This is a genomic window from Pseudomonas sp. IT-P44 (genome assembly GCF_949768225.1).
GTDB lineage: Bacteria > Pseudomonadota > Gammaproteobacteria > Pseudomonadales > Pseudomonadaceae > Aquipseudomonas > Aquipseudomonas migulae.
The window spans coordinates 67,041-79,780 of the sequence record NZ_CATKQM010000004.1 but is presented as its reverse complement, the minus strand read 5'-3'; the positions used below and the strand labels follow the sequence as shown (position 1 = coordinate 79,780).

Sequence of the window (12,740 nt, the reverse complement as noted above, 5' to 3'; positions counted from 1 at the left end):
TAAATAAAACCAGTTGTACGGTAAGCAAGCCGGTTTTATATTGCAACCACATTTGTTTTCGAGAGCGCAGGCATGGCCAAGCGTACAAGCATGGAGAGCGCCGAATGCCCGGTGGCCCGTTCACTGGATGCCATCGGCGATTGGTGGTCGTTGCTGATCGTGCGCGATGCGTTCGACGGCATTCGCCGGTTCGGTGAGTTCCAGCGCAATCTGGGCATGGCGAAGAACATTCTCTCGGCACGATTGCGCACGTTGGTGAGCCACGGGATTTTCGATCTGGTGCCGGCGTCGGATGGCAGCGCGTATCAGGAATACGTGCTGACGGAGAAGGGCAAAGGCCTGTTCCCGTTGATCATCGGCTTGCGGCAGTGGGGCGAGGCGTTTTTTTATGAGGACGGGGAGGCGCACTCGCGGGTGGTTGACCGCGACAACGGTCGACCGGTGCGGCCATTGGAATTGCGCGCCGAGGATGGGCGATTGCTGGGACCGGAGGATTGTGTGCGAGTGGCGGCCGAATGAGGCGTGGCTGCATGCCTGGCATGCAGCCATTGCGCAGGATCAGCGCAAGGTATCGACCATGTCCGCCACGGTCGTCAGCACATCCTTGCCCAGTTGCTTCGAGCGCTTGCCGGACCAGCCAGTCAACGGATCCGGTTTGTCGTTGTTGTCCTTGAACGGCATCTCCAGGGTCAACGACAGGCAGTCGAATTTCTGACCGACGCTGTTGCACGCCAGGGTCATGTTGGCTTTGCCTGGTTCGTCGCGGGTGTAGCCGTGCTTGGTCTGGAAGTCCTTGGTCAGGTGTTTCAGATGACTGCGGAAATGCTCTTCGAGTTTTTCGATCCGCGGCGTGTAGCCTGGGTTGCCTTCGCAACCGGCAGTGAACACGTAGGGGATTTCTTCATCGCCATGGATGTCGAGGAACAGGTCGACGCCGTACTTCTCCATCTGTTGCTGAGCGAACAGCACTTCCGGACTGATCTCCTGACTGGCGCTCTGCCAGGCGCGGTTGAGGTCCTGGCCCATGGCGTTGGTGCGCAGGTGACCGTGAAAGGCACCGTCCGGGTTCATGTTCGGCACCAGATACAGGTCGGCGCTGGCCAGCAGTTTGTTCAGCACTGGATCGTCGTGTCTTTCCAGGCGTTCGATCACACCTTCCATGAACCACTCGGCCATGTGTTCGCCGGGGTGTTGCTGGGCAATCATCCAGACCTTGCGCCGGCCTTCGGCGCCGGTGCCTTTGCGCAGCAACTGAATGTCACGACCTTCGACACTCTTGCCGGTGGCCAGCAGTTCAGTGCCGGCCTTGGTCAGCGCCTGTTCGATCAACCAGTCATGGCGGCCACGGCTGTAGGGTTCGAAGTAGGCAAACCAGGCGTGGGTGGCCGTGGCTTCGAGGCTGAAACGTAGGCAGTCGCCTTCGAAGATGGTCGGCACCCGGAACCAGTTGACGTGGTCGTAGGACGCCACTGCCTGATAGCCGTCCCAGGCTTTGTTGTACGAGGATTTGCTGGCATTGTTCAGACGAAACCAGTGTTCCTGTCCGACGTGCAAACCGCTGGCCTTGAAGTGAAACCACTGAAAATGCTGGCTGCGGGTGTCTGGCTTGATGGCCAGCAGGGCTTGCAACGGATTGCTGATGTCCAGCACTTCAATGTTGCCGCTGTCGAAGTTGGCGCTGATGTCGAAAGAAGATCTAGCCACGGTCATAATCGATTCCTGAATATGATTTTTTATGGCTGATACTTTACACGCTGGGAAGGGAAAAACCGGGGGAAATTGCGGGGGTAAAAGGGGGGCGTCCTCCTTGACGCCGTCGCAGCTTAGAGACTGTGCGATTGATTCTCAAGTGCTATTTTCCATTAGTTTGGCCCAATGTTGCCGGGCTTCTCTTGCCAACAGATATTCTTTTGATATTATCCGCGCCATCGAATTTGCAGCACCCAAAGACTTCATTAGCCTGAAGGTAAAGCCAGAATAACTGGCAAAAAAAAGACCCGGCAAAAAGCCGGGTCAAAAACCGTGATTAGCCTGATGAGGAGATAGTCCAGGAGACCGACCTAAGGTCACTTGGACAATCGACTGATCTCGCGATCAGCTGCATGCAATAATAATCATTCTCGTTTGCAAGTCAAACGATTTTATCTGCGCGATTGGAAAATTCTTTCCCGCGCCCCGCGAAATATCCCTGCCTGCCTTATGCGTGATGATCCCCGTCGAGGGATCGGTCCAGCAACGCCTTGGCCATATCGATCATATGCACCGTCGAAAACGCCAGGTCCCGGTGCACGCCCTGCAGATTGTTCGCCGACTCGTACGCCGTGGCGGCGGCGCAGCGCAACAGGTCTGAGGCTCGCACCAGTGCTTCTTCGCAGCTGACATTGCGGTTCACATCAAAAAAACGCTCCTCTTCCACCGCTTCGGACACAGCTGGTTTCAAGTAATAGTCCAGGGCGCGCTGCGCGGCGGCCGAGCCTTTTGGCGAGGTGAGGGAGGTGTCGATCTGCATGTCTGGCAAGTCATTGCTGGGGATGGTCATGGCGATGGCAAAGCTCCGTGTTAGATTCAAATCCGTGATCCAATCGTAGTACGAACTGTATTTGTGACGAGAATTTAAATACTACAAGTTGTGTTTTGCTGGCCGGAGGCGCCCACGTATCGTGCCGCACATGGATAAATGGATTGAATTGGTCAAGGCCAAGATGAGTGAACTCAAAGTCACTCAGGAAATACTCGCCGACCGCCTGGGGATGTCCCAGGGCGGCGTCGGTCATTGGCTGAACAAACGTCGCCAACCGGGCATCGATGACATGAACCGTGTGCTGCACGCACTGGGCATGGAGTTTCTCGAGGTGGCGCTGGTGATCCGCGAGCCGGACATTGCGAAGGAGGAAAGCCAGGATCTGGTGCGCAAGTACAACCCGTACTTCCGTTACCCGGTCAGTGACTGGCGCGAATCCTGCGAGGTGCGTGACGGTGAGCCGACGGTCTATGACACGGCGCGTTTCGAACTGACTGACTACCACGCTCAGGGCGCGGCGTTCTGGTTGACCGTGGTGGGCGATGCGATGACTGCACCGAGCGGCGTCAGTATCGCCGAGGGCATGATGATCCTGGTGGACCCGGCCATTGTGCCGGAGCCCGGGAAACTGGTGATCGCCCAATGGCCGGACAGCACTGAAGCGACGTTTCGCAAACTGATCGAAGAGGGCGGGCAGCGTTACCTGGTCCCGCTCAATCCGACGTATCCGAAAGCCCTTTACACCGAAGCCTGCCGAATCATCGGCGTAGTGGTTCAGGCAACGGCCAGGTTCTGATCAGATCGGTCCTCGCAATGCGTAGGACCGATCCGCATTTCAGGCTTCTTCCAGCTCGACCAATGCACTGCCTTCGCTGACCATCTCGCCTTCCTGGCAATACAGCGCCTTGATCACCCCAGCGTGTGGTGCACGAATGCTGTGCTCCATCTTCATCGCCTCCAGCACCACCAATTGCGCCCCGGCTTCGACCGTTTGCCCGGCCTCCACCAGCACTCGCACGATGCTGCCGTTCATGGGCGCAGTGAGCCCGCCGTGATGGCTGTGACTGGCTTCGACGGCGCTGATCGGGTCGTAGGACTCGATGCGGCGCAATTCACCATCCCATTGCAGATACACAACGCCGCCGCGACGGATTGCCCGATGCTGGCGGCGTACGCCGTTGTGTTCGGTCAGCAGTTGCTCACCCGCGAGTTGCGCCGATCGGGTAGCGCCCAACGTCAGCGCACGGTCCTGACCTTCGCAGCTCAAGTGCAGGGTGATTTCTGTCGGCAATCCGGCACGGAACCCAGTGCCGATCCCCCAAGGCGAACTCAGGTCATCAGTGCGGGTCGTGTCCGGTTGGCTTTGGGAAAATGCCTGCGCCGCGGCTTGCCAGAACTCATCACTGAGCGGCGAGGGCTCTGGCAGCAGTTGCTCCTGGTAACGCGGAATGAACCCGGTATCCAGCTCAGCCGCCGCAAACGCCGGATGACCAACAATTCGACGCAAGAAGTTGATGTTGGTCTTGAGCCCGCCAATCGCGAACTCATCGAGCATGCTTAGCAAGCGCAGGCGCGCCTGTTCGCGATCCTCGCCCCAGGCAATCAGCTTGCCGAGCATCGGGTCGTAGAACGGCGAAATCTCGTCGCCTTCTTCCACGCCGCTGTCGACCCGACGACCCGGACCTTCGGCCGATTCACGGTACAACTCCAGGCGCCCGGTAGCTGGCAGGAAATCATTGCCCGGGTCTTCGGCATACAGCCGCACTTCGATCGCATGGCCGATCAGTGGCACTTGATCCTGAGTCATCGGCAGCGCTTCGCCACGTGCCACGCGAATCTGCCAGGCCACCAGATCAAGGCCGGTGATGGCTTCGGTGACCGGGTGTTCGACCTGCAGGCGCGTGTTCATCTCCATGAAGAAGAACTCGCCGCGCGCATCCAGCAAGAATTCCACGGTGCCGGCGCCGACATAACCGATGGCCTGCGCCGAACGCACGGCCGCTTCGCCCATGGCGCGACGCAGTTCCGGGCTCAAGCCTGGTGCGGGCGCTTCTTCGACGACTTTCTGGTGCCGACGCTGAATCGAGCAGTCACGTTCATTGAGGTACAGGCAATTGCCGTGCTGGTCGGCGAAAACCTGGATTTCCACGTGGCGCGGCTTCAGCAGATATTTTTCGACCAGCATCCGCGAATCGCCGAACGAGGATTGCGCTTCACGCTGGGCCGAGGCGAGGGCTTCGGCCAGTTGGCTGATGTCCTCAACCACTTTCATGCCTTTGCCGCCACCGCCCGCCGTCGCCTTGAGCAGCACCGGATAACCGATGCGTTCGCAAGCGTCGCGGAAGGTGTCGAGGTCTTGAGCTTCGCCGTGATAACCGGGCACCAGTGGCACGCCAGCGGTTTCCATCAAGGCTTTGGCGGCGGATTTGCTGCCCATGGCATCGATGGCCGAGGCGGGCGGACCGAGGAAGATCAGGCCTGCTTGTTCGATGGCGCGGGCGAACCCGGCATTCTCGGACAGAAAACCATAACCCGGATGAATCGCCTGCGCGCCGCTGGCCTTGGCGGCGGCGATCAGCTTGTCGATTTGCAGGTAGCTGTCGGCGGCTTTGCTGCCACCGAGGTCAACGCGAATGTCCGCTTCGCGGCTGTGCCGCGCTTCGCGGTCGGTGGCGCTGTGCACGGCGACGGTGGTCAGGCCCAGGGCCTTGGCGGTGCGCATGACCCGGCACGCGATTTCGCCACGGTTGGCCACCAGCAGAGAGGTAATGACAGGTGCGCTCATCAACGCGGCTCCTTGGGGGTGGTTTCGGCCTGCCAGCTCGGCGGACGTTTTTGCAGAAAGGCGCGCAGGCCTTCCTGGCCTTCGGGGCTGACGCGGATGCGCGCGATGGCATTTTCGGTGTAGCGACGCAGCGCCGGGGTCAGCGCGCCGTTGCCGACTTCACGCAGCAAATCCTTGCTGACGCGCATGGCTGCGGGGCTGTTGAGCAGCAGGTTGTCGATCCATTGCTCGACTTTCTGCTCCAGCTCATTGCCCGGATAACTCTCCGACAACAAGCCGATTTCCCGAGCGCGTTGCCCACCGAAGCGCTCGGCGGTCAGTGCGTAACGGCGTGCAGCGCGTTCGCCGATGGCTTGCACCACGAACGGGCTGATCACCGCTGGCGCGAGGCCGATGCGTACTTCCGACAGGCAGAATTGAGCGTCATCGGCGCCGATGGCCATGTCGCAGCAACTGATCAGGCCCAGCGCGCCGCCGAAAGCCGCGCCTTGTACCACGGCCAGCGTCGGAACTTTCAGCTTGGCCAGGTTGTACATCAACTCCGCCAGTTCCCGGGCGTCGTCCAGATTGGTGTGGTAATCGAGCTCGGCCGATTGCTGCATCCACGCCAGGTCGGCGCCGGCGCTGAAATGCTTGCCACGTCCGCGCACCAGCAAAAAGCGCAGGCTGGCGTCGGTCGAGACCTTGTCCAGCGCGAGGATCAGTTCACGGATCATCTCGGCGTTGAACGCGTTGTTCTTTTCTTCCCGGCTGAGCCACAGAGTCGCGAAACCACGCGGGTCGGTCTGTAGTTCGAGGGTGTTGAAGTCGCTCATGTTCATCCGTCTCCACGGTACTTGTAGGAGCGAGGCTTGCCCGCGAAGGCGTCGGTACATCCAGCATCGATGTGACTGACAAACCGCTTTCGCGGGCAAGTCGGATCGCCGCCCGCTCGCTCCTACAAAGTCAAATCACATCCGGAACACGCCGAAGCGGCTCGGTTCGATTGGCGCGTTCAGCGACGCGGACAAGGCCAGGGCCAGCACATCGCGGGTCTGCGCCGGGTCAATGACGCCGTCGTCCCACAGCCGTGCGCTGGAGTAGTAAGGGTGGCCCTGTTCTTCGTATTGATCGAGGATCGGTTGCTTGATTTCGGCTTCCTGCTCGGCGCTGAAACCATGCCCGCCACGCTCGGCCTGCTCGCGCTTGACCTGCACCAACACGCCCGCCGCTTGTTCGGCGCCCATCACACCGATGCGTGCATTCGGCCACATCCACAGGAAACGTGGATCGTAGGCCCGCCCGCACATGCCGTAGTTACCGGCGCCGAAGCTGCCGCCGATGATCACGGTGAACTTCGGCACCTTGGCGCACGCCACGGCGGTCACCAGTTTTGCACCATGCTTGGCGATGCCGCCGGCCTCGTACTTCTGGCCAACCATGAAGCCGGTGATGTTTTGCAGGAACAGCAACGGAATGCCGCGTTGGCAGGCCAGTTCGATGAAGTGCGCGCCTTTCTGCGCGGCCTCGGCGAAGAGGATGCCGTTGTTGGCGAGGATCGCGATCGGGTAACCGTGCAAGTGAGCAAAACCGCACACCAAGGTGGTCCCGAACAGCGCCTTGAATTCGTCGAACACCGAACCGTCCACCAGCCGCGCGATCACTTCGCGCACATCGAACGGCTGCTTGGCGTCGGCCGAGACCACGCCATACAACTCGTCGCTGCTGTAGAGCGGGGCGATGGGCGTGCGTTGTTGCAGTTCGCCGAGCTTGCGCCAGTTGAGGTTGGCGATGCTGCGTCGGGCAATGGCCAGGGCGTGTTCATCGCTCTCGGCATAATGGTCGGCGACCCCGGAAATCTTGCAGTGCACGTCGGCACCGCCCAGATCTTCGGCGCTGACCACTTCACCGGTCGCGGCTTTCACCAGCGGTGGGCCGGCGAGGAAAATAGTCGCCTGCTCGCGAACCATGATCGCTTCGTCGGCCATCGCCGGCACGTAAGCGCCGCCGGCAGTGCACGAGCCCATGACCACCGCGATTTGCGGAATGCCCATGGCGCTCATGTTGGCCTGGTTGAAGAAGATCCGCCCGAAGTGCTCGCGGTCCGGGAACACTTCATCCTGACGCGGCAGGTTGGCGCCGCCGGAGTCCACCAGATAAATGCACGGCAAGCGGTTCTGCTGAGCGATGGTCTGGGCGCGCAGGTGTTTTTTCACGGTCAGCGGGTAATACGAGCCGCCTTTCACCGTGGCATCGTTGGCCACGATCATGCACTCGACGCCTTCCACTCGACCGATCCCGGCTATCACGCCCGCGGCCGGCACGTCTTCGCCATACACTTCGTAGGCCGCCAGTTGGCTGATTTCGAGAAACGGCGAGCCCGGATCGAGCAGGCGATTGATCCGCTCGCGGGGCAGCAATTTGCCCCGCGAAGTGTGGCGTTCTTGCGCCTTCGGACCACCACCTTGCTGCACTTGCGCGAGCAGAGTGTGCAAGGCGTCGACCTGGGTGAGCATCGCCGCGCTGTTCGCGGCAAACTCCGCGGAACGGGGGTTGAGCTGGGTATGCAGGATAGCCATGGACAGCTCCGTTTAGCGGGTTTCGTTGAACAGTTCGCGACCGATCAGCATGCGACGGATCTCACTGGTGCCGGCGCCGATTTCGTACAGCTTGGCGTCACGCAGCAGACGACCGGCCGGGAATTCGTTGATGTAACCGTTGCCGCCGAGAATCTGGATTGCGTCGAGGGCCATTTGCGTGGCGCGCTCGGCGCTGTAGAGGATCACGCCGGCGGCATCCTTGCGCGTGGTTTCGCCGCGCTCGCAGGCCTGGGCCACCGCATAAAGGTAGGCGCGGCTGGCGTTGAGTTGGGTGTACATGTCGGCGACTTTGCCTTGGATCAGCTGGAATTCGCCGATGCTTTGCCCGAACTGCTTGCGGTCGTGGATGTACGGCACGATCAGGTCCATGCAGGCCTGCATGATCCCGGTCGGGCCGCCGGACAGAACGACACGTTCGTAGTCGAGGCCGCTCATCAGCACTTTCACGCCGCCGTTGAGCACGCCGAGGATGTTTTCTTCCGGCACTTCGACGTCATCGAAGAACAGCTCGCAGGTGTTGGAGCCGCGCATGCCGAGCTTGTCGAACTTGTTGCTGCGGCTGAAGCCTTTCCAGTCGCGCTCGACGATGAACGCGGTGATGCCGTGCGGGCCTTTTTCCAGGTCGGTCTTGGCGTAGATCACGTAGGTGTTGGCGTCGGGACCGTTGGTGATCCAGGTTTTGCTGCCGTTGAGCACGTAGTGATCACCACGTTTGTCGGCGCGCAGTTTCATCGAGACCACGTCGGAACCGGCGTTCGGTTCACTCATGGCCAGGGCGCCAATGTGCTCGCCGCTGATCAGCTTCGGCAGGTATTTGCTTTTCTGTTCGTGATTGCCGTTGCGGTTGATCTGGTTCACGCAAAGGTTGGAGTGCGCGCCGTAGGACAGGGCGACCGACGCCGAACCGCGGCTGATTTCTTCCATGGCCACCACGTGCGCCAGGTAACCCAGGCCAGCACCGCCGTATTCTTCCGGGACGGTAATGCCGAGCAGGCCCATGTCGCCGAACTTGCGCCACAGGTCGGCGGGGAACAGGTTGTCGATGTCGATCTGAGCGGCGCGCGGGGCGATCTCTTTGGCGACGAAGGACTGGACCTGATCGCGCAGCATGTCGATGGTTTCACCGAGGGCAAAGTTCAGGGATGGATAGCTCATGGGTCACCTTTTGGCTTTTTTGTAGGGCGGGGAGGGTCGTGATTTGGCTCTCACCTTTACGTTAACGTAAGCCTGTGACGAATGGCTGTCAATCACCCTTTACGTTAACGTCAACTTGAGCGAGAGTAGAGCCAGTTCAAGATAGAAAGCGGACCCAACTTGTAGGAGCGATGCTTGCTCGCGAAAGCGTCAGATCAGTCGACATAAATGTTGAATGTAGAGGCCTCTTCGCGAGCAAGCATCGCTCCTGCAGGTATCCGTTGGTAGCCCATTAATAAAGACAATAGGGGTCGTCATGGATCAACCCAGTGCAAGCCCGCAGCGCAGCTATACCCGTGGTTCTCAGGACAAAGCCTTGTTGGCGATGACCATCGGTCAGGCATTTGATAACACCGTCGCGCAGTATCCGACGGGCGAGGCGCTGGTCGTGCGCCATCAACAGTTGCGCTACACCTGGCAGCAACTGTCCGACGCCGTGGACCTTCATGCCCGGGCGCTGCTCGCGCTGGGGTTGCAGACCGGTGATCGCCTCGGCATCTGGGCGCCGAATTGTGCGCAGTGGTGCATCAGCCAGTTCGCCAGCGCGAAGATCGGCGTGATCCTGGTCAACATCAATCCGGCGTATCGCAGCTCGGAACTCGAATACGTGCTGAAGCAGTCAGGCTGCAAATGGCTGGTCTGCGCGGGCGCGTTCAAGACCTCCAACTACCACGGCATGTTGCAAGGCCTGGTGCCCGAGCTGGCAGAACAATCCATCGGCCAGTTGCAGAGCGAGCGTCTGCCGGACTTGCGCGGCGTGATCAGCCTGGATGCGCAGCCGCCATCAGGTTTTCTGCCGTGGTCGCAACTGAGCGATCTCGCAGCGGGTGTATCCAGCGAGCAGTTACGCGAGCGGGGCGACAGCCTGCATTTCGACCAGGCCGTGAACATCCAGTACACCTCCGGCACCACCGGTTTTCCGAAGGGCGCGACCCTCAGCCACTACAACATTCTCAACAACGGTTACATGGTGGGCGAAAGCCTCGGCCTGACCGCCAATGATCGGCTGGTGATCCCGGTGCCGCTGTATCACTGCTTCGGCATGGTCATGGGCAACCTCGGCTGCATCACCCACGGCAGCACCATGATTTACCCCAACGATGCCTTCGATCCGCTACTGACCCTGACCACCGTCGCCGAAGAAAAGGCCACCGCACTGTATGGCGTGCCGACCATGTTCATCGCCATGCTCGATCAGCCGCAACGTGCGCAATTCGATCTGTCGAGCCTGCGTACCGGGATCATGGCCGGCGCGACCTGTCCGATCGAAGTGATGCGTCGCGTAATCAGCGAAATGCACATGAATGAAGTGCAGATTGCCTACGGCATGACGGAAACAAGTCCGGTGTCGTTGCAGACCGGTCCTTCAGACGAACTGGAATTGCGCGTCACCACGGTCGGTCGCACCCAACCGCAGCTTGAAAGCAAAATCATCGACGAGGCGGGCAACCTGGTACCTCGCGGCACCATCGGCGAACTCTGCACCCGTGGCTACAGCGTGATGCTCGGCTACTGGAACAACCCGCAAGGCACCGCCGAAGCCATCGATCAGGCCGGCTGGATGCACACCGGTGATCTGGCGAGCATGAATGATGAAGGCTACGTGTGCATTGCCGGACGCAACAAGGACATGATCATCCGTGGCGGTGAGAATATTTACCCGCGGGAGCTGGAAGAATTCTTCTTCACTCACCCGGCCGTGGCGGACGTGCAAGTGATCGGCATCCCGTGTTCGCGTTATGGCGAAGAGATCGTCGCCTGGATCAAATTCCACCCCGGTCACAGTGCCACCGAGCAAGAGCTGCAAACCTGGTGCAAGGAGCGCATCGCGCACTTCAAGACACCGCGCTACTTCAAGTTTGTGGAAGAGTTTCCGATGACGGTGACCGGCAAGATCCAGAAATTCCGGATGCGCGAGATCAGCATCGAGGAATTGCGCATCGGTAAAGATTAACCGTAGGAGCGAGGCTTGCCCGCGAAGAACGATTACGCGGTGTCCCTGTGAGGCCGCGGCGTTCCCTTCGCGGGCAAGCCTCGCTCCTACACAGATACCGTTTTGCTGAATCGCAGAAAGCACAAAGGGGAGCCGAAGCTCCCCTTTAATTTTTCGTTGCGCATGCTCTTTTTTTATTATTGAGGGGCGGTCTGTTTTTGTTTTTGGCAACCGTGACCCTTTACCGCTGTTTTTGTCGATCCCCATCCGGGATCAAGAGCAAACGTATTTTTTTGAGCGCTGATCTACTTTTTCGCTAAGCGATCCAACCAGTTCGGGAGCTACCTGAAGGTAGTTTTATTGTTCTCTGCCCGGTTGCGGGTTACTCCGAAAAGCACCCTGAAAAGCACACCTTCTCCAAAAAAATCTGTTAGCTGCGTCTCTGCCGTGTTGTTCTTGTTATGTCAGAGTCGTTACGTCTTATTTTTATTGGTTTGCTGCTTTTTATTCTTGTTATGCCATAGAGATAGCAGAAGCCGTGCCAACTTTTAAAAACCCTTTAAAATCAATGACTTGAGTTTTTGTAGGATTTTTCGCTCAGGTAAACCCCTACAATTTGTTTCCGTGTTACTCGCTTATCCCCCACGTTCCAGACGCAGCGGTAACACCTGGACACATCAGCACACTTACTGCGAGCTGCGAGCCTTGGCCACGCGCGAACCGGTGGGGCGCCCCAGCACCGTGCAAATCTGCTGACCGGCCAGAATCAAGGCGTCCAGGTCGATACCTGTTTCGATGCCGAGGCCATTGAGCAGGTAAACCACGTCTTCGGTGGCGACGTTACCGCTGGCGCCTTTGGCGTAGGGGCAGCCGCCGAGGCCGGCGATGGAGCTGTCAAACACCGAGATGCCTTCGAGCAGGCTGGCATAGATGTTGGCCATGGCCTGGCCGTAGGTGTCGTGGAAGTGCCCGGCCAGTTTCTCCCGAGGCACGTCGGCCGAAACCACTTCGAACATTTTGCGCGTCGCGCCTGCCGTGCCGGTGCCGATGGTGTCCCCCAGCGAGACTTCGTAGCAGCCCATGGCATAGAGCTCGCGGGCGACCAGGGCAACTTGCTCGGGTTTGACGTGACCTTCATAAGGACAGCCCAGCACACAGGACACGTAACCGCGCACGGTGACGCCGTGCTGCCTGGCGGCTTCCATGATCGGCTCAAAACGCTCCAGGCTTTCGCTGATCGAGCAATTGATGTTGCGCTGGGAAAACGCTTCGGACGCTGCGGCGAACACTGCGACTTCCTTGACCCCGGCGGCGATCGCATCTTCGAAGCCGCGCAGGTTGGGGGCGAGCGCGCCGTAGGTCACGCCTGGTTTGCGCTGGATTTGCGCGAAGACTTCGGCGGATCCGGCCATCTGCGGCACCCATTTGGGCGAAACGAAACTGCCGACTTCTATATAGCCGAGGCCAGCGGCCGTGAGTGCATCGACCAGTTGCACCTTATCGGCAACGCTGATCGGTTGAGCTTCGTTTTGCAGACCGTCGCGAGGGCCGACTTCGACCAGGCGTACGTGGGAAGGAAGGGACATGGAATTCACCTGTTTGAAAGGGTGAACGAAGATCTAATGTGGGAGCGGGCTTGCTCGCGAATACGGTGGGTCAGTCGACACCCATGTTGGATGAAATTCCGCATTCGCGAGCAAGCCCGCTCCCACACTGGATCTTCGTATG

10 protein-coding genes are annotated in these 12,740 nt (G+C 59.6%); 3 read left to right on the top strand and 7 right to left on the bottom strand.

Features of this window, described 5'->3' with window-relative positions; translation table 11 throughout:
• The first annotated feature begins 72 nt into the window (after positions 1–72).
• Positions 73–519, top strand: a complete 447-nt coding sequence (locus tag ACM6IO_RS01260; RefSeq protein ID WP_008031907.1) for a winged helix-turn-helix transcriptional regulator — start codon at positions 73–75, stop codon at positions 517–519.
• A gap of 39 nt (positions 520–558) precedes the next feature.
• Here the strand turns inward: ACM6IO_RS01260 and ACM6IO_RS01255 are convergent, their stop codons facing one another.
• A complete protein-coding gene (locus ACM6IO_RS01255; protein WP_008031906.1) occupies positions 559–1,710 on the bottom strand; it encodes a M14-type cytosolic carboxypeptidase in 1,152 nt (383 codons plus the stop codon).
• A gap of 487 nt (positions 1,711–2,197) precedes the next feature.
• Complete coding sequence (locus ACM6IO_RS01250) at positions 2,198–2,539, bottom strand: DUF6124 family protein (protein ID WP_008041212.1); 342 nt, start codon at positions 2,537–2,539, stop codon at positions 2,198–2,200.
• Positions 2,540–2,669: 130 nt separating this feature from the next.
• Between ACM6IO_RS01250 and ACM6IO_RS01245 the strand changes: the two genes are divergently transcribed.
• Complete coding sequence (locus ACM6IO_RS01245) at positions 2,670–3,317, top strand: LexA family protein (RefSeq protein WP_192229209.1); 648 nt, start codon at positions 2,670–2,672, stop codon at positions 3,315–3,317.
• 39 nt (positions 3,318–3,356) lie between these two features.
• On the opposite strand, the gene ACM6IO_RS01240 is transcribed toward ACM6IO_RS01245, so the two are convergent.
• The 4 genes from ACM6IO_RS01240 to ACM6IO_RS01225 all read right to left on the bottom strand — a co-directional run bounded on the left by ACM6IO_RS01240 (position 3,357) and on the right by ACM6IO_RS01225 (position 9,040).
• On the bottom strand, positions 3,357–5,306 hold the full coding sequence (locus tag ACM6IO_RS01240; RefSeq protein WP_414910755.1) for an acetyl/propionyl/methylcrotonyl-CoA carboxylase subunit alpha: 1,950 nt from the start codon (positions 5,304–5,306) through the stop codon (positions 3,357–3,359).
• The gene (locus tag ACM6IO_RS01235; RefSeq protein ID WP_008041207.1) at positions 5,306–6,121 is read right to left on the bottom strand and encodes a gamma-carboxygeranoyl-CoA hydratase; all 816 of its coding nucleotides are present in this window, start codon (positions 6,119–6,121) and stop codon (positions 5,306–5,308) included. Before ACM6IO_RS01235 ends, ACM6IO_RS01240 begins: the two co-directional genes overlap by 1 nt.
• A gap of 135 nt (positions 6,122–6,256) precedes the next feature.
• On the bottom strand, positions 6,257–7,864 hold the full coding sequence (locus ACM6IO_RS01230; protein ID WP_192229211.1) for a carboxyl transferase domain-containing protein: 1,608 nt from the start codon (positions 7,862–7,864) through the stop codon (positions 6,257–6,259).
• 12 nt (positions 7,865–7,876) lie between these two features.
• Entirely contained in the window at positions 7,877–9,040 is a 1,164-nt protein-coding gene (locus tag ACM6IO_RS01225) for an isovaleryl-CoA dehydrogenase (protein WP_008031893.1), read from the bottom strand.
• Positions 9,041–9,335: 295 nt separating this feature from the next.
• Between ACM6IO_RS01225 and ACM6IO_RS01220 the strand changes: the two genes are divergently transcribed.
• The gene (locus tag ACM6IO_RS01220; protein ID WP_414910754.1) at positions 9,336–11,033 is read left to right on the top strand and encodes an AMP-binding protein; all 1,698 of its coding nucleotides are present in this window, start codon (positions 9,336–9,338) and stop codon (positions 11,031–11,033) included.
• Positions 11,034–11,698: 665 nt separating this feature from the next.
• On the opposite strand, the gene ACM6IO_RS01215 is transcribed toward ACM6IO_RS01220, so the two are convergent.
• A complete protein-coding gene (locus tag ACM6IO_RS01215) occupies positions 11,699–12,598 on the bottom strand; it encodes a hydroxymethylglutaryl-CoA lyase (RefSeq protein WP_414910753.1) in 900 nt (299 codons plus the stop codon).
• Between the last annotated feature and the right edge of the window lie 142 nt (positions 12,599–12,740).

Excerpts from the sequence above, each read along its gene's own strand:
- ACM6IO_RS01255 (WP_008031906.1), bottom strand. The coding sequence starts at position 1,710 with ATGACCGTGGCTAGATCTTCTTTCGACATCAGCGCCAACTTCGACAGC.
- ACM6IO_RS01260 (WP_008031907.1), top strand. The coding sequence starts at position 73 with ATGGCCAAGCGTACAAGCATGGAGAGCGCCGAATGCCCGGTGGCCCGT.
- ACM6IO_RS01220 (WP_414910754.1), top strand. The coding sequence starts at position 9,336 with ATGGATCAACCCAGTGCAAGCCCGCAGCGCAGCTATACCCGTGGTTCT.
- ACM6IO_RS01250 (WP_008041212.1), bottom strand. The coding sequence starts at position 2,539 with ATGACCATCCCCAGCAATGACTTGCCAGACATGCAGATCGACACCTCC.
- ACM6IO_RS01230 (WP_192229211.1), bottom strand. The coding sequence starts at position 7,864 with ATGGCTATCCTGCATACCCAGCTCAACCCCCGTTCCGCGGAGTTTGCC.
- ACM6IO_RS01215 (WP_414910753.1), bottom strand. The coding sequence starts at position 12,598 with ATGTCCCTTCCTTCCCACGTACGCCTGGTCGAAGTCGGCCCTCGCGAC.
- ACM6IO_RS01235 (WP_008041207.1), bottom strand. The coding sequence starts at position 6,121 with ATGAGCGACTTCAACACCCTCGAACTACAGACCGACCCGCGTGGTTTC.
- ACM6IO_RS01240 (WP_414910755.1), bottom strand. The coding sequence starts at position 5,306 with ATGAGCGCACCTGTCATTACCTCTCTGCTGGTGGCCAACCGTGGCGAA.
- ACM6IO_RS01245 (WP_192229209.1), top strand. The coding sequence starts at position 2,670 with ATGGATAAATGGATTGAATTGGTCAAGGCCAAGATGAGTGAACTCAAA.
- ACM6IO_RS01225 (WP_008031893.1), bottom strand. The coding sequence starts at position 9,040 with ATGAGCTATCCATCCCTGAACTTTGCCCTCGGTGAAACCATCGACATG.